Origin of the sequence: Herminiimonas sp. (genome assembly GCF_030645555.1) — a bacterium.
Classification (GTDB): Bacteria; Pseudomonadota; Gammaproteobacteria; order Burkholderiales; family Burkholderiaceae_D; genus Oxalicibacterium.
In genome coordinates this window covers 1-15,388 of sequence record NZ_JAUSME010000243.1, presented here as the reverse complement: position 1 = coordinate 15,388, position 15,388 = coordinate 1, and the positions used below count along the sequence as shown (strand labels likewise).

The 15,388-nt window shown below is 56.2% G+C and carries 16 protein-coding genes; 9 read left to right on the top strand and 7 right to left on the bottom strand.

Annotation, left to right across the window (positions count from 1 at the left end; translation table 11 throughout):
* Positions 1-23: 23 nt before the first annotated feature.
* Both Q7T06_RS09505 and Q7T06_RS09500 read right to left on the bottom strand, forming a co-directional pair.
* Positions 24-791, bottom strand: coding sequence for a phytanoyl-CoA dioxygenase family protein (locus Q7T06_RS09505; RefSeq protein WP_304784011.1), 768 nt, complete (start codon positions 789-791; stop codon positions 24-26).
* Positions 792-901: 110 nt separating this feature from the next.
* The gene (locus tag Q7T06_RS09500) at positions 902-2,377 is read right to left on the bottom strand and encodes a sensor domain-containing diguanylate cyclase (protein WP_304784007.1); all 1,476 of its coding nucleotides are present in this window, start codon (positions 2,375-2,377) and stop codon (positions 902-904) included.
* Positions 2,378-2,557: 180 nt separating this feature from the next.
* On the opposite strand from Q7T06_RS09500, the gene Q7T06_RS09495 reads away from it, so the two are divergent.
* Complete coding sequence (locus Q7T06_RS09495) at positions 2,558-3,079, top strand: glutaredoxin family protein (protein WP_304784005.1); 522 nt, start codon at positions 2,558-2,560, stop codon at positions 3,077-3,079.
* Between the two features lie 44 nt (positions 3,080-3,123).
* The gene (locus tag Q7T06_RS09490; RefSeq protein WP_304784002.1) at positions 3,124-3,957 is read left to right on the top strand and encodes an aldo/keto reductase; all 834 of its coding nucleotides are present in this window, start codon (positions 3,124-3,126) and stop codon (positions 3,955-3,957) included.
* A 60-nt stretch (positions 3,958-4,017) separates the two neighbouring features.
* Here Q7T06_RS09490 and Q7T06_RS09485 read toward each other — a convergent pair whose 3' ends face one another.
* Genes Q7T06_RS09485 through ettA form a run of 3 tightly spaced genes read right to left on the bottom strand, consistent with a single transcriptional unit; the run spans position 4,018 to position 6,655 of the window.
* Complete coding sequence (locus tag Q7T06_RS09485; RefSeq protein ID WP_304784000.1) at positions 4,018-4,608, bottom strand: YigZ family protein; 591 nt, start codon at positions 4,606-4,608, stop codon at positions 4,018-4,020.
* 40 nt (positions 4,609-4,648) lie between these two features.
* Positions 4,649-4,969: a cupin domain-containing protein gene (locus Q7T06_RS09480; protein WP_304783999.1), complete on the bottom strand. Its 321-nt coding sequence runs from the start codon at positions 4,967-4,969 to the stop codon at positions 4,649-4,651.
* An 18-nt stretch (positions 4,970-4,987) separates the two neighbouring features.
* Positions 4,988-6,655 (bottom strand): energy-dependent translational throttle protein EttA, encoded by a 1,668-nt coding sequence (gene ettA / locus Q7T06_RS09475; RefSeq protein ID WP_304783997.1) that lies wholly within the window; start codon positions 6,653-6,655, stop codon positions 4,988-4,990.
* Between the two features lie 231 nt (positions 6,656-6,886).
* Between ettA and Q7T06_RS09470 the strand changes: the two genes are divergently transcribed.
* Complete coding sequence (locus Q7T06_RS09470; RefSeq protein ID WP_304783995.1) at positions 6,887-8,764, top strand: potassium transporter Kup; 1,878 nt, start codon at positions 6,887-6,889, stop codon at positions 8,762-8,764.
* A 62-nt stretch (positions 8,765-8,826) separates the two neighbouring features.
* Here the strand turns inward: Q7T06_RS09470 and rarD are convergent, their stop codons facing one another.
* On the bottom strand, positions 8,827-9,732 hold the full coding sequence (rarD, locus tag Q7T06_RS09465) for an EamA family transporter RarD (protein WP_304783993.1): 906 nt from the start codon (positions 9,730-9,732) through the stop codon (positions 8,827-8,829).
* Positions 9,733-9,919: 187 nt separating this feature from the next.
* The gene (locus Q7T06_RS09460) at positions 9,920-10,975 is read right to left on the bottom strand and encodes a GGDEF domain-containing protein (protein WP_370652358.1); all 1,056 of its coding nucleotides are present in this window, start codon (positions 10,973-10,975) and stop codon (positions 9,920-9,922) included.
* A 514-nt stretch (positions 10,976-11,489) separates the two neighbouring features.
* Here Q7T06_RS09460 and Q7T06_RS09455 point away from each other — a divergent pair.
* The 6 genes from Q7T06_RS09455 to Q7T06_RS09430 all read left to right on the top strand — a co-directional run bounded on the left by Q7T06_RS09455 (position 11,490) and on the right by Q7T06_RS09430 (position 15,271).
* Positions 11,490-11,897: a hypothetical protein gene (locus Q7T06_RS09455; protein ID WP_304783990.1), complete on the top strand. Its 408-nt coding sequence runs from the start codon at positions 11,490-11,492 to the stop codon at positions 11,895-11,897.
* A 126-nt stretch (positions 11,898-12,023) separates the two neighbouring features.
* Positions 12,024-12,356, top strand: a complete 333-nt coding sequence (locus Q7T06_RS09450; protein WP_304783988.1) for a helix-turn-helix transcriptional regulator — start codon at positions 12,024-12,026, stop codon at positions 12,354-12,356.
* Between the two features lie 22 nt (positions 12,357-12,378).
* On the top strand, positions 12,379-12,879 hold the full coding sequence (locus tag Q7T06_RS09445; protein ID WP_304783986.1) for an arsenate reductase ArsC: 501 nt from the start codon (positions 12,379-12,381) through the stop codon (positions 12,877-12,879).
* A gap of 99 nt (positions 12,880-12,978) precedes the next feature.
* Entirely contained in the window at positions 12,979-14,259 is a 1,281-nt protein-coding gene (locus Q7T06_RS09440; protein ID WP_304783984.1) for an arsenic transporter, read from the top strand.
* A 20-nt stretch (positions 14,260-14,279) separates the two neighbouring features.
* Positions 14,280-14,990, top strand: a complete 711-nt coding sequence (gene arsH / locus Q7T06_RS09435; RefSeq protein ID WP_304783982.1) for an arsenical resistance protein ArsH — start codon at positions 14,280-14,282, stop codon at positions 14,988-14,990.
* 74 nt (positions 14,991-15,064) lie between these two features.
* Positions 15,065-15,271 (top strand): heavy-metal-associated domain-containing protein, encoded by a 207-nt coding sequence (locus Q7T06_RS09430; protein WP_304783980.1) that lies wholly within the window; start codon positions 15,065-15,067, stop codon positions 15,269-15,271.
* The last annotated feature ends 117 nt before the right edge of the window (positions 15,272-15,388 follow it).

The window sequence follows — 15,388 nt, the reverse complement described above, 5'->3', positions numbered from 1 at the left end:
GGCTGGGGGCAGGCAGTAAAGCCTCAGGCTGTCAGTCGCACATCGCCCGATGCCGCCGAGCGGCTGCCTGCGACAGGCTGGTTGCTGCAGCCATGATAGGCGAAGGCAATAGAAGTCTTGACGGCTGGCGTGGCATTCACGCCGGCTGCATGAAACAGGCGGCTATGGAAAAACACGACATCGCCCTGCTGCAGGTCGACAGATATTCCCTGCGCGAACAAGGCCTGGTTGGCCGGATGTTCGGGGCGCAGAAAATCCAGTTCGTCTAGCTGCTCATCGGCGATGTCCCACCGATGCGAGCCGGGGATGAATTTCAAGCCGCCGTTGGCGGATGTTTCATCGCCCAGCGCCAACCATACGCAAATCAGGTCCGGTTGCGTGAAGGACCAGTAACGGATATCGCGGTGCCAGCCGGTTGCTGTGCCGTATTGCGGATGCTTGGTCATCACGCAATTGTGATGCGCCAGCGTCAGGCATACCGGTTCGTCGAATAACTGTTCAAGCTTGGCCACGACGCGCGTATCCCTGGCCCAGTTGCGGAAGCAGTCGTCCCTGTCATAGGCGCCACGCAGGCGGCGCACCGTTCTGCCGCCTTCTGCATCCAGCGATGCGGGCGCGCCAGCGTAGCCCAGTTCCGCCTCGTATTCCAGCGGCGGCAGAGCAGCGTGCAGCTGCTGTTGCGCGACCGCCAGCATCTGTACGCAGGCGGCTGGCTCCAGCATGTTTTTGAATAGCAGATAGCCGTCGGTTTCGAATTGCGCGATCTGTTGAGCGGAAAGTGCCGCGCCCATCGCGCTGGTTTTTGCCTGGTTCATTTGCATGAGTACGGTTGCATCATCATAGAAACGCTAGTGTAAGGCCTGTAGTCCCGGTTTGCCGATAGCGCACTTGCAGAAGTATTTTATATGACGGCCGTGGCAGTGCTGGCGGAGACTACGATGCGGTTGCGACCCTCGGCTTTTGCCTGATACAGCGCCGTGTCGGCACGCGCGAAGAAGCTGTTCAGGGTTTCGCGGTTTTCATATTCGGCCACGCCCATGCTGGCGGTGAGCGAGAGTGCGCTGCCGGGCAATTCGAAATCGTGGCTGGCGATGATGTGGCGCAGCTTTTCTGCAATCGTCGTTGCCTGCGCCAGTGGACAATCCTGCAAGAGTATCAGGAATTCCTCTCCGCCCCAGCGGGTAACGATATCGCTTTCGCGCACGGCTTCTTTTGTGAGGGCGGCTATTTTCTGCAGGATACGGTCGCCGGCAAGATGGCCATGATTGTCATTTACCAGTTTGAAAAAATCAATATCGAACAGGATAGTGGAAAGCGGGCTGCCGCGGCGTTCGCTATCGAGTATCGCTTGCTGGAACACGATTTCAAATGCCTGCCGGTTCAGCAAACCGGTCAGTGAGTCGGTGCCGGCGATGGCGAGCAGTCGCCGCTGGTAGCGGTTGACGGCAAACAAGGTCAGCGCCAGAATCAGCAGGGTCACGATGGCGCTGATGATGATGTTGACGATGAAGACGCGCTGGATAGGCTTTACATTATCGCTGATGCTTTGCTCCACCAGCAGATACCAGTCCAGTTCCGGTATGAAGCGTGAGCTCATCAAAACTGTCACGCCATTGTGCTGATACTCGAGCTGGGTCGGCGTGCTGCTGCGGTTCAATATGTCTTTGGCGATAGTCGAGACGCCGGGTAATGCAGTGATCGATCCATGGACATCCTTCATCGATTTGCCGGTCATCTTGATGATGCCATCCTTGTCGATGAAATAGATATTGCGATGGAAGCGCGTCTGATAGCTGTCCAGAATATCGGTCATCGTATCCAGCGCCAGCCCGACGCCAGTGGCGCCGATGAAATTGCCGTCGTAATCCAGCACGCGATGGTTGATGAAGATGGTCATCGTATCGCGGTTGCCCATGTCTATGTCGACATTGGTTTCATAGTCAGTCTTGAGTGCCCGCACCCGGTAAAACCAGATATCGCGCGGCTCATTTTCCTTTACCGTTTTCAGCAAGCCGTCGGCGTAGTAATAGTGATGCGTGCGTTCCGAAACCATGAAGCTGGTGATCGTGTTGTATTTTTCCTTGACCTCTTTCAGGTAGCGCTTGATCTGCTCCATGTCGGTTTCGCCGGCAATGATCCAGTCGCGCAGGAAGGTGTCGCTTGCCATCAGCGACGAGATGAAGATAGGGCGCAGTATGTCTTTCTGGATTTCCGAATAGATGTTGTCGCTGGTGAGCGGTAGCTCCTGTTCGACCACGTTTTGACGGATCGCGTCGCGCGAAACAATATAGCTGGCACCTATCGTGGTCAGGAAGCCGGTAACCAGCAAGATGCTGATCCAGCTGAGCAGGCGATATTTTTCCGAGGCGAGGCGCATGAGGTTCAGATGTGTGGGTTGGGTCGCGGGACGCGATGTCTGCAAAGATCGCTGGCGCTCTCCTGACATCCGGCATTATACGGCCAGGTTTGCGGCAACCCGCATGTCAGACGCCTGCTGCTGCGGACGTACCTTGCATTTACGTATAATGAAAAAATTCATATAACAAGCTCCCTCATCATGACGCGCATCTGCCCGAAGTGTTCATACGCCCGCAAGCCAACTGATGAAGCGCCGGAATGGCAATGCCCATCTTGCCAGGTCGCCTATATCAAGGCGGGAGGTGAGCCGGCACCAGTCAACTACGGTCGATATGGCGGACCGGCGGCAACAAGCAAATCCTCATCCGGCGCGCTCAAATGGATAGTCATACTCGCCGTGTTCGGTGGCGGAATATTTTTTGGCAAACCACTGTGGTCCAGCAAGAACGCGCCGCTGACAGTCGTTGCGACTGCGCAGCCGGCAGTGACACTGTATGCGACTGAATGGTGCGGTTATTGTGCCGCCGCGCGCAAGCTGTTTGAAGATAACGGCATCGATTACGTCGAGCTGGATGTAGAAAAAACCAGCGCCGGTTACGAAGGCCACAAAAAACTCGGTGGCAATGGCGTGCCGCTGATCGTCATAGGTACAGATGTCTTGCACGGTTACAACGAAGGCGCATTGCGCAGCAAATTGAAGCCGTGGATTAAGCCCTCATGATAAAAGCGCGTCCTGCGTTTCTGAAAACAATTTGAAAGGTGCATATGCGCAAGACCAAACTTCCATCCGGTGTAGCAATACCGGTGCTCGGCCAGGGTACCTGGTACATGGGCGATGAGCCGCGCCGCCGTGCCGATGAAATTGCCAGCCTGCGGCTGGGGCTAGATCTCGGCATGACGCTGATCGATACGGCGGAAATGTATGGCGACGGTGCCTCGGAAAAACTGGTGGGCGCGGCGATTGCGGGCCGTCGTGACGAAGTGTTCTTGGTTAGCAAGGTCTTGCCGAGCAATGCAACGCGCAGCGGCACGATCGCTGCCTGCGAACGCAGCCTGAAACGTCTGGGCACCGATCGTATCGATCTGTATCTGTTGCACTGGCGCGGCCGCACGCCATTTGCCGAAACCATCGCTGCGTTCGAGGCGCTGCAGGATGCGGGAAAAATCCGTCACTGGGGCGTCAGCAATATGGATGTCGACGACATGCAGGAAATTGCGCGGGCATCAGGTGGCGCTGCGATGGCGACGAATCAGGTTTTGTACAACCTGACGCGGCGCGGCATTGAATACGACCTGTTGCCGCAAGCGCAGGCGCGCGGTTTGCCTGTGATGGCATATTCGCCTATCGAGCAGGGGCGCTTGGCTGAATATCCAGAGATCGAGGAAATTGCCGACCGGCACGGCGTCACGCCGGCGCAGATTGCACTGGCGTGGGTGTTGCGTCAGCAGGGCGTGATCGCGATTCCCAAAGCGGCAACGCCGCGCCATGTACAGGAAAATCGTGCCGCGCTCGACCTGCAATTGACGCCGCAAGACCTGGCGGACCTGGATGATGTTTTCCCGCCGCCTAGCGGCCCGGAATCGCTGGAAATGATTTAATCTCCAACTGTCATTCCCGCCTACGCGGGAATGACAGCAGACAGTAGGGCGCGATACATTTCAATCCGCTTCACCACGTACTTCCAGCGCACCGCGCATCAAATCAAAAGCCTGCCGCGTAAATGCATCTGCCTGACTGCATTTCATTTTCAATAGCAGCGTCACCGCATCACCGTATTGCGCATCCAGCACGGCAACTTCGTATTGTTCGCACAGTCGCCGCAGCGTTGATTCATCAGCAAACTGCAGCACAAAGCGTCGTTCGCACATGGGCTCGACCGGCACCAGTTCCGCCGTCTTGATCGCTTCTGAAATGGCCTGGCCATAAGCGCGTGCGAGGCCGCCGGCGCCCAGCTTGATTCCGCCCCAGTAACGCACGACTACTGCCAGCACATTGAAGACATCCTTGTGCACCAGCACGTTGTACATGGGCCGCGCCGCCGTACCCGACGGTTCGCCATCATCATCGAGGCCGGAGTCGCCCTCGCACAGCAAGACCCAGCAGACATGCACGGCGTTCGGATGCTGGGCGCGCAGCTCCGCCAGCTTCGCACGCGCTTCGGCACGCGTGCTCAATGGATACAGCAAGCCTATGAAGCGGCTCTTCTTGATTTCGATTTCGGCGGTGGCGGCTGCGGCTAGCTGGTACATGCAATGAGAGTCAGTATGGATGGCGCGGCTATTTTCGGATTCAATAAAAGACAGCCAGCCACACCGTTGCTTCTTCTGCGCTGGTCCACTCGACCCTGTGTTTTTCATGCGCCGGGATATGGACGTACATGCCGGGGGTGAGATGCATGGTGTGCTCGTCTTTGGCAAAGCGCAAACCCGCTTCGCCTTTCAACAGCACGACCCACTCACCCAAGTCCTGGTCATACCAGCAGCCTGGCGCCGAGCGATGCCCTTGGGAGACGATGCGCTCTATCTTCAGCGTGCCGGAAGTGAGCAGGGTTTCTGCCAACTCGTCAGGAAGTTCCGCAGGGATGTGTTGAAACAGATTGCCGTTTTCCATCACTGCGGAAGCATCCAGTTAAACCGACAGCGGCTTGTAACGGATACGCTTGGGTTTCGCACCTTCTTCACCCAGACGCTTGCGCTTGTCTGCTTCGTATTCCTGATAGTTACCATCGAAGAACGATACTTGCGAATTGCCTTCAAAGGCGAGGATGTGGGTCGCGATACGATCGAGGAACCAGCGATCATGCGAAATCACCAGCACGGAGCCGGCGAATTCCAGCAAGGCATCTTCCAGTGCGCGCAGGGTTTCCACGTCCAGATCGTTCGACGGTTCATCCAGCAGCAGCACGTTGCCGCCCATCAGCAGGGTTTTGGCCAAATGCAAGCGGCCGCGTTCACCGCCGGACAGATTGCCGACGATCTTTTGCTGGTCGCCGCCCTTGAAGTTGAAGCGTCCGAGGTAGGCGCGCGATGGCATTTCAAAACGGCCTACAGTCAGGATGTCGGCACCGCCAGTCACATCTTCAAACACGGTCTTGCTGTCGTTGAGCGACTCGCGCGATTGATCGACGATAGACACGCGTGCAGTAGTGCCGATCACGACTTCGCCACTGTCCGGCTGCTCCTTGCCGGTGATCAGTTTGAACAAGGTCGATTTACCGGCACCGTTAGGGCCGATGATGCCGACGATGGCGCCGGGCGGAATTTTGAAGCTGAGGTTATCTATCAACAGGCGATCGCCGAAGGCTTTCGAGACATTCTTGAATTCGATCACTTCATTACCGAGGCGCTCGGCAACCGGGATGAAGATCTCCTGCGTCTCATTGCGCTGCTGGTATTCGTGTTCCGACAATTCATTGAAGCGGGCCAGACGGGCTTTCGATTTTGCCTGGCGGCCTTTCGGATTCTGCCGTACCCATTCGAGTTCTTTCGCGATGGTTTTCTGGCGCGAGGATTCGGTGGCTTCTTCCTGCTTCAGACGATCGCCTTTTTGTTGCAGCCATGAACTGTAATTGCCTTTCCACGGAATGCCGCTGCCGCGATCGAGTTCCAGTATCCATTCAGCGGCATTGTCGAGGAAGTAGCGATCATGCGTGATGGCGACCACGGTGCCCGGGAAGCGTTGCAGGAATTGCTCGAGCCAGTCGACCGATTCGGCATCCAGATGGTTGGTCGGCTCATCGAGCAAGAGCATGTCTGGTTTCGACAGCAACAGGCGGCACAGCGCGACGCGACGTTTTTCACCGCCTGACAGTACGCCTATCTTGGCATCCCATGGTGGCAGGCGCAGCGCATCGGCTGCCATTTCCAGTTGCTGTTCCGGATTGTCGCCGGCGGAGGTCGAGATGATCGCTTCCAGTCGGCCCTGTTCGGCGGCGAGCGCATCGAAGTCGGCGTCCGGTTCTGCATAGGCGGCGTACACGGCGTCGAGCTTGGCTTTCGCTTCGAATACTTCGCCGAGGCCGCCTTCCACCACCTGGCGCACGGTTTGTTCGGGATCGAGTTGCGGTTCCTGCGGCAGGTAACCTATATTCAGGTTGGGCGCAGGGCGTGCTTCGCCTATGATGTCGGTATCTATGCCAGCCATGATTTTCAACAGCGTCGATTTGCCTGAGCCGTTCAAGCCGAGCACGCCGATTTTTGCGCCGGGGAAGAATGAGAGGGAAATGTCTTTCAGGATTTGACGCTTTGGTGGGACGATCTTGCCCACGCGATTCATCGTGTATACGTAATTTGCCATTGTAATTTCGGTAATGTTTCAGTAAATGAGTGCTTGCAAAGAAAGTGGGTGCAAGGATAACCGATATCGGAAAGGCTGCGATTACGGGCCGCATATTTCCGGTTTTGTAAATAAGCACGCATACGATTCAACTTCGACGCAACACTGTGCATGCATAGCGTCCATTTTTCTTGCATTATGGTGAGGCTTATCCTATTGTGCGACGCACCATCCCTCTAAAGAGAGCGTTCTTTGGCTACACCAGATAAAAAAAGCAGTCTCGCTGGATTGACTCTTGCCGCTGTCGGCATCGTGTACGGCGACATCGGCACCAGTCCTCTCTATACGATGAAAGAAGTGTTCTCGAAAGAACACGGCCTCGCCCTCACGCCGGAAAACCTGCTCGGCGTCGTCTCCCTGATCGTCTGGGGTTTGATCATCATCGTTTCACTCAAGTACGTCACACTGGTTTTGCGCGCCAACAATCGCGGCGAAGGCGGCATCATGGCGCTGATGGCGCTGGCGCTTTCTTCGGTGACGAAACATTCACGCTGGTATTTCCCGCTGATGGCGATGGGCTTGTTTGGCGCCACGCTGTTCTATGGCGACAGCGTCATTACGCCGGCGATTTCCGTGTTGTCGGCGATAGAAGGTTTGGGCGTGGCCACCTCCGCCTTCGATCCGTATGTGGTGCCATTGACGGTCGCTATCCTGATCGGCTTGTATTCCTTGCAAGCCAAGGGTACCGCCGGTATCGGCAAATGGTTCGGCCCCATCATGGTGATCTGGTTTGCTGCCTTGGCAGCGATGGGCATCATCAACATCATCGATGCACCGGAAATCCTGGCCGCATTGAATCCCTGGTACGCACTGCATTTCCTCGATGGCAATCGCTTCATTGCATTCATTTCGCTAGGCGCGGTGGTGCTGGCCTTTACCGGCGCGGAAGCACTGTACGCCGACATGGGTCACTTCGGTGCCAAACCTATCCGCATGGCGTGGTTCATGGTTGCCTTTCCGGGACTCGCATTGAATTACCTCGGTCAGGGTGCCTTGCTGATGGTGAATCCATCGGCTGTCAGCAATCCTTTCTATCAGCAGCTTGGTTCGTGGAGCGTGTATCCGCTGGTCGTGCTGTCGACGATGGCGGCGATCATCGCATCGCAGGCAACGATCTCGGGCACCTTCTCGATGACCAAGCAGGCGATTGCGCTGGGCTTTTTGCCACGCATGAAAATCGAATTTACATCGGCCAGCCAGATCGGCCAGATTTACATACCGGCAGTGAACTGGTTGCAAATGATCGTGGTGGTGCTGGCCGTGATCGGCTTCGGTTCGTCGTCCAATCTGGCGGCGGCGTACGGCATTGCCGTGACGGCGACGATGATGGTGACCACGATACTGACATTCTTCGTGATTCGTTATCGCTGGCACTACAACCTGATACTGTGTTTTGCCGCCACCGGATTTTTCCTGGTGATCGATATTGCTTTTTTCTCGGCGAACATGTTGAAGCTGTTTCACGGCGGCTGGTTTCCGCTGTTGCTCGGCGCCTTCCTGTTTACGATGATGCTGACCTGGAAGCGTGGCCGCGAACTGGTATTCGAGAATCTGCAAAAGCATGCGATTCCACTGGAAGATTTTCTGGCGTCGCTGTTTATTTCGCCACCTGTGCGTGTGCCGGGTACGGCTATTTTCCTGCGTGGCGAATCGGATGGCGTGCCGCATGCGATGCTGCATAACCTGTCGCACAACAAGGTGCTGCATGAACGCGTGGTGTTCCTGACCGTGCTGATGCAGGAAGTGCCGTATGTGCCGCAAGAGGATCAGGTCCGCGTCGAGGTGCTAGGCAACGAGTGTTATCAGATGAATGTGAGTTACGGCTTCAAGAACGTGCCGGATATTCCGGCTGCACTTTATCTGGCGCAGGATCAGGGACTGGAATTCGAAATGATGGAAACCTCTTTCTTCATCGCACGCCAGACCGTGGTTGCCAACCCGGTGCGCGGCATGGCTTTGTGGCGCGAACATATTTTTGTCGCGATGTCGCGTCATGCGCGCGGCGCGGCTGACTACTATCAAATCCCGTCGAACCGTGTAATTGAACTCGGTACCAAGGTTGAGATTTAAACGCATCGTATCTACGCGTTAAGCGCTGCACAAATAAAAAAGGACGGCGCTGCCGTCCTTTTTTATTTGTCGCTATCTTTGTCTTGCGCTGATTTTTTCGCCCGTCCGTAGCTGGACCACAGACCGTCGATTGTGTAGAGCAGCAGTGCAATCCAGATCGCCGCAAAGCCGATCAGGCGCGCACCGCCGAAGGGCTCGTGATACAGCCAGATGCCCGCCAGCAGTTGCAGTGTAGGCGTGATGTATTGCATCAGCCCCATCGTCGACAGCGGCACCAGACGCGCAGCCGCGGCGAACATCAGCAGCGGTATTGCGGTAATCGGGCCGGATGCAATCATCAGCCATTTGGTCGTCGTCGACGCATCGCCAAATCCGTGTGCGCCCTGCGCGCTCATGTACAGCAAGGAAATCAGCGCCAGCGGAAACAGCAACATGGTCTCCAGCGACAAGCCTTCCAGCGCCCCCAGCGCCGCCGTCTTGCGCAACAGGCCGTACATGCCGAAGGTAATGCCTATCATCAGGCTGACCCATGGCGGATGGCCGCTTTGCCAGGTCAGCCACAGCACGCCCAGTGCCGCCATGCCGACCGCCATCCACTGCAGGCGACGCAGTTTCTCGCGCAGGATGACTGAACCCAGCAGCACATTGACCAGCGGCGTCATGAAATAACCGAGGCTGGCATCGACCACGCGATCCTGATTGACGGCCCAGATGTAGAGAAACCAGTTGCTCGACAATAGCAGCGCACTGGCCGTGAAGCCTGCCAATATTTTCGGCTGCCGCAAGACCGGCCCCAGCCATGCCCATTGCCTGCGCACGCTCAGCACCATGGCGAGAAACACCAGCGCCCACACCATGCGATACATCAGAACTTCGAGCGGCGGGATTTCATGCAGTGACTTGAAGTAAATCGGGAACATGCCCCAGATCACGTAAGCGCAGAGGGCGTAAAGAATGCCGGGGTTCATGGCAAATGCTCGGTAGAGAATGGCGAAGGGGGCGGCAACGACGGGCTTGCTGCGGCGAAGAGTACCAGCGGCCGATTATCCCAGCAATTGCACAGGCTTGCTGACGGGTAGGGAGGGGGTGCTGGAATGCGATGAAAATATCACGCCGAGCAGCGTGAGGGCCAAACGCGCCGGCCGGGAAAAAAGTTCAGCTGCCAGTCGGCTCGTCGAAGAAGAATTCGACCGATTCAACTTTCTTGTCCGCATGCAGCAGACCCTGATCGAGCAAGGCATCGTAATAGCAGACCTGGTTGCGGCCGTGATCCTTGGCGTAATACAGTGCCTGGTCGGCACGCCCAAGTATGACCACCGGGGTTTCCTGCGAAATGCTGGCGAAGCCGACGCTGACCGTGACTTGTCCAACTTGCGGGAATGCATACTGCGCCACATTTTCGCGAAAGCGTTCAAACACCATTTGCGCATCGGCCAGCGTGGCTGAGCGCAGCAGCACGACAAATTCTTCGCCGCCAAAACGGAACACGCGATCCTGCGAACGGAAAGAGGCGCGCAATACATTGGCGACCAGGATCAGCACTTCATCGCCGTATAGATGGCCAAACACGTCGTTGACACGCTTGAAATGATCGATGTCGATGACCGCCAGCCACTGCGACTTGATATCTGCCTGCTGACGCCGTTCGCCTTCGGACAAGGTGGATGGTTGATCCGATGAGCGCGCATGGATCATGCGCGCAAATTTTTCATCGAAGGTTTTCCGGTTCAGCAAGCCTGTCAGCGAATCGCGTTCGCTGTAATCAAGCAGGCTCTGGTAATTGCGGTACACGCTCAGTATGCCTTCCATGACCTGCAGCATCTGCGTGGAGAACGGTGTGTCGTTGACGATTTCGAGGCAGGTCGATACCTTGTCGTTCTGCCAGATCGGGATCCACAATGCGTGCTGGCCATCGTCCCTTGCTTCTTCCATCCGATTCTTGCGTTGCGCGATGCAGTTCACCAGGCCGGGAAACATGACGATGGGTTCGCCTGCATGCTCGTTTTCTTCATCCACAGTCTGTACTTTGCCATCCGAGATCCAGATGCGGGGACGGATCAAAAGATCGCCGCGCGACTGGAACAATTCCAGCACGCGCGCATGCTTGACGCCGACCATATTCAACAGCGCGGTCATTACCGAGACATCGAGCAAGTCGTGATCGCGATGGCCGGTGATCTCTACCAGGTGGTCCAGCAGGGACCCCATCATCATGGGTTCAGAAGTCGTCACAATACGCCCATGCCGAGAGGTAGAGGCGCAACGTTATCTGTGTGAAACGATGTGAACATGAGTACGTGACTTCAAGAAAAAAATTCTATTAAGCGTAGCTAATTTCAAGAGCGCATAAAGATCAGCTAATCGGTTTTTTTGTACTTTTAATGCGAATTAGCGAGAACGATTCTATATGAATACGCAAGCCCAGCATGATTTGTTGCATCGGGGTAACCATATTTAACATTTGTCATTTTTGCTATCTATGATGTGGCTTGTGTGTATCTAACAACGGTATTGTTTAAAGTAACAAATATGTTTCTATACAGAAATCTATCCAGGGCCAGTGTCCGGCACCTATGATGATGGATGCACGGCGACTATCTGAGGCAACACTCGCGGAATTGATTTCTCGAATTGATATCTTGTGAAGCCAGGCTGTCACGACGACAATACGATTGCATTTCTTTTGAGCACCGTGCGGCGCTCTGGATCGTCCTGAAGGAAAGTCATGTTCATACTATTGTTGCTGGTCACATTATTGATTTCGCTGGCGGTATCGGTAGCGGTCATGAAGGCTTTTTCCAAACCACTGAACGCCATTCTGTATCGCATCATCGCGGATGCAATCAGTGCCGCATGGCTCAAGTATCTGAAATTTGCGATTCTGGTGGTCGGCGTATCGTCCGGCGTGCGCGTGCGCGAGTTTGAAAAATACATCACGCCATCGCGCTGGGACAAGGATGCGAAGGTGGTCGAATTCACGCTGGAGCGCTGGGTGCTGGAGTTGTATCAAACCGCAATCGAAACCCTGCAAGGCATCGCCTGGATGCTGCTGGTGTTCTTCATGTTTGCGCTCGTTGCGTATGTGATAGTGCGCATCGCTGAAGCCAGGCTGGGCGAGCAAGCGAAAAAATAGTGCAACTCCGGGCCGCGCGATCACAGGATAGCGCGGCCCCACAATCCCCACAGTATTTTCATTTCCAGTTTTAAATAATCATATCGATGGATTGCCTTGTTTCCATACTTCGATTATTATCGAATCATGGAAACGAAAACAGCAATCACTACCTTGGCCGCACTGGCGCATGAATCCCGGCTCGCCGTGTTCCGCCTGCTGGTGCAAGCCGGCCCGTTCGGCCTGGCCGCCAGCAAAATCAGCGAAAACCTTGCGATACCGCCATCTTCTCTATCCTTTCATTTGAAGGAATTGAGCCATGCCGGTCTGGTCAGCGGGACCCAGGATGGGCGCTTTATCCATTACGCCGCCAATTTCGATGCGATGAATGGCTTGATTGCATTCATGACGGAGAACTGTTGCGGCGGCAATCCATGCTCGCCGGTGTGTACGCCGGCCTGCAACGATCAATCAGCGTAATTTTTGAAATCAAGGACTGAAAATGAATGAGCAAGTTTTCAAGGTATTGTTTCTCTGTACCGGCAATTCCGCGCGCAGCATCATGGCGGAAGCCTTGCTGAGCACGATGGGCAAAGGCCGTTTCGAGGTATACAGCGCTGGCAGTCAGCCGGGCGGCACGGTCAACCCGTTTGCGATCGAGCAGGTGAAGCTGACCGGTTATCCGCTGGACAAGCTGCGCAGCAAGAGCTGGGATGAATATGCCGCGCCGGATGCGCCGCAGATGGATTTCATCATTACGGTTTGCGACAATGCGGCTGGCGAGGTGTGTCCGTACTGGCCGGGGCAACCGGTTTCCGCGCACTGGGGTTTTGAAGATCCGGCGGCAGCTACCGGCAGCGATGAAGAAAAACGCGCCGTGTTCGTCAAGGTGTTCCGTCAAATCATGGCGCGCGTAAATATCCTGGTCAGCTTGCCGACGGCGATGCTGGAAAGAACGTCTATCCAGCACGAGTTGAAAAAAATCGGCGAAACCAGTTCGTAGTCTGGACGCTGCAATACCGCTCTTCACTAAGCTACTCATTGCCGGCACGCCTGATGGCGTGCCGGCAGCCATCCTGTTCATACTAAAAGAAGCACATCGATGCTCACTGCATTCCTGATTTTTCTCGGCACGATCATTTTCGTCATCTGGCAACCCATGGGACTGGGCATAGGCTGGAGTGCGATGGCGGGAGCCGTGCTGGCGCTGGCGCTGGGCGTCGTGCAGCTGGCCGATATTCCTGTCGTGTGGGGCATAGTCTGGAATGCGACGATCACCTTCATCGCCGTCATCATCATCAGCCTCTTGCTCGACGAAGCAGGTTTTTTCGAGTGGGCCGCGCTGCATGTGGCGCGCTGGGGTCGTGGCAACGGGCGCAGCCTGTTCGCCTATCTGGTGTTGCTGGGTGCTGCGGTAGCCGCGCTGTTTGCCAACGACGGTGCGGCACTGATACTGACGCCTATCGTGATTGCGATGCTGCTGGCCCTAAAATTTTCCCCGGCGGCCACGCTGGCATTTGTCACGGCAGCCGGCTTCATTGCCGATACCGCCAGTCTGCCGCTGATCGTGTCGAATCTGGTCAACATCGTCTCGGCCGATTTCTTCAATATCGGTTTTGCCGAATACGCTTCCGTCATGGTGCCGGTCAATCTGGTATCGATCGCTGCCACGCTGGGCATGTTGTTGTGGTTCTTCAGGCGCGACATCCCGGCGACGTATGATCTGAGTCAGTTGCGCCTGCCGCAGCTGGCGATACGCGACGCCGCGACCTTCCGCGCCGGATGGTGGGTGCTGGCCTTGCTGCTGATGGGCTTCTTCGGTCTGGAACATATAGGCGTGCCTATCAGCGCGGTGGCAACGGCAGGCGCAGCCATATTGCTGGCCGTTGCCGCCCGCGGCCATGTGATTTCTACCCGCAAGGTATTGCGCGAAGCACCGTGGCAAATCGTGATTTTTTCGCTGGGCATGTATCTGGTCGTGTACGGCTTGCGCAATGCCGGATTGACCGATCATCTCGCTGCGATCCTGAACAAGTTTGCCGAGCATGGCGTGTGGAGTGCGGCGCTCGGCACCGGCGTACTGACGGCCTTCCTCTCGTCCATCATGAACAACATGCCGACCGTGCTGGTGGGCGCGCTGGCGATCGATGCCAGCATTGCGCAGGGCACCGTGCGCGAGGCGATGATCTACGCCAATGTGATCGGCAGCGATCTCGGTCCGAAAATCACGCCTATCGGCAGCCTGGCTACTTTGCTGTGGCTGCATGTGCTGGCGCGCAAGAATATACGCATCACCTGGGGCTATTACTTCAGGGTTGGCATCGTGCTGACCCTGCCGGTATTGCTGCTGACGCTGATAGCGCTGGCGCTGCGCCTGCAATAATCCTTAACTGATCTTTCATCATGAATTCATTTGCCGATACCAGCCTGCCGTCGTTTGTCGGCGAGCAATTGCAGACGCCTACGCTGGAACAGCTGGCGCCGCCGCAGACCTTCGACCATGCGCCGCGCATCCTGCTCTTGTACGGCTCCCTGCGCGAGCGTTCCTTCAGCCGCTTCCTGACTGAAGAAGCCGCGCGCATCCTGCTGCATTTCGGCGCAGAGGTACGCATCTTCGATCCGCGCGATCTTCCGATGGCCGGCAGCGTGCCGGACAGCCATCCGAAGGTAGTCGAATTGCGTGCGCTCAGCCTGTGGTCGGAAGGCCAGGTCTGGTGCAGCCCGGAACGGCACGGCGCGATCACCGCCGTGATGAAAAACCAGATCGACTGGATACCGCTGGAGCAGGGTGCGGTTCGTCCGAGCCAGGGCCGCACACTGGCGGTGATGCAGGTCAGCGGCGGTTCGCAATCGTTCAATACCGTCAATACCCTGCGCCTGCTTGGCAGATGGATGCGCATGTTCACGATCCCGAATCAATCGTCGGTCGCCAAGGCGTATGAAGAATTCGATGAAGCGGGCCGCATGAAACCATCGCCCTATTACGAGCGCCTGGTCGATGTGATGGAAGAGCTGTACAAGTTCACCCTGCTGCTGCGCGGACGCACGGATTACCTGACCGACAGATACAGCGAACGCAAGCAGCAGGCGGCGCACAATATCAATAAAATATAATGCGCACATGCTTGACCTTCCCACGGTAGCAAGGCCTACAGTGTAGGCAGTTGTTCACTACCAGGAGTCACACCATGTATGAATTGCAAGTGGAAGAAATGAGTTGCGGCCATTGCGTCAATGCCGTGACCAAGGCGGTACAGGCCATCGATGCGCAGGCGCAGGTAGAAGTCGATCTGGCGCAGCGCAAGGTGCGCGTGCAGTCGGGAGCTGAATTGACGCGGGTCGCTGCGGCAATAGGCGATGCCGGTTATCCGGTAGTCAGCAGCGCTGTCGTTTAAATTTCGGTGCATTAAAAAAAACGGGAGGCTGAGCGCCTCCCGTTTTTTTATGGTCCGGCATTTTGTATCCGGCAGAAATCAGGCGTAATAGGATTTGTATCCAACGACATAAACGAT

Bases quoted from the DNA above. Each gene is read 5' to 3' on its own strand.
- Q7T06_RS09505 (WP_304784011.1), bottom strand. From the start codon at position 791: ATGGGCGCGGCACTTTCCGCTCAACAGATCGCGCAATTCGAAACCGAC.
- Q7T06_RS09500 (WP_304784007.1), bottom strand. From the start codon at position 2,377: ATGCGCCTCGCCTCGGAAAAATATCGCCTGCTCAGCTGGATCAGCATC.
- Q7T06_RS09495 (WP_304784005.1), top strand. From the start codon at position 2,558: ATGACGCGCATCTGCCCGAAGTGTTCATACGCCCGCAAGCCAACTGAT.
- Q7T06_RS09490 (WP_304784002.1), top strand. From the start codon at position 3,124: ATGCGCAAGACCAAACTTCCATCCGGTGTAGCAATACCGGTGCTCGGC.
- Q7T06_RS09485 (WP_304784000.1), bottom strand. From the start codon at position 4,608: ATGTACCAGCTAGCCGCAGCCGCCACCGCCGAAATCGAAATCAAGAAG.
- Q7T06_RS09480 (WP_304783999.1), bottom strand. From the start codon at position 4,969: ATGGAAAACGGCAATCTGTTTCAACACATCCCTGCGGAACTTCCTGAC.
- ettA (WP_304783997.1), bottom strand. From the start codon at position 6,655: ATGGCAAATTACGTATACACGATGAATCGCGTGGGCAAGATCGTCCCA.
- rarD (WP_304783993.1), bottom strand. From the start codon at position 9,732: ATGAACCCCGGCATTCTTTACGCCCTCTGCGCTTACGTGATCTGGGGC.
- Q7T06_RS09460 (WP_370652358.1), bottom strand. From the start codon at position 10,975: ATGATGGGGTCCCTGCTGGACCACCTGGTAGAGATCACCGGCCATCGC.
- Q7T06_RS09455 (WP_304783990.1), top strand. From the start codon at position 11,490: ATGTTCATACTATTGTTGCTGGTCACATTATTGATTTCGCTGGCGGTA.
- Q7T06_RS09450 (WP_304783988.1), top strand. From the start codon at position 12,024: ATGGAAACGAAAACAGCAATCACTACCTTGGCCGCACTGGCGCATGAA.
- Q7T06_RS09445 (WP_304783986.1), top strand. From the start codon at position 12,379: ATGAATGAGCAAGTTTTCAAGGTATTGTTTCTCTGTACCGGCAATTCC.
- Q7T06_RS09440 (WP_304783984.1), top strand. From the start codon at position 12,979: ATGCTCACTGCATTCCTGATTTTTCTCGGCACGATCATTTTCGTCATC.
- arsH (WP_304783982.1), top strand. From the start codon at position 14,280: ATGAATTCATTTGCCGATACCAGCCTGCCGTCGTTTGTCGGCGAGCAA.
- Q7T06_RS09430 (WP_304783980.1), top strand. From the start codon at position 15,065: ATGTATGAATTGCAAGTGGAAGAAATGAGTTGCGGCCATTGCGTCAAT.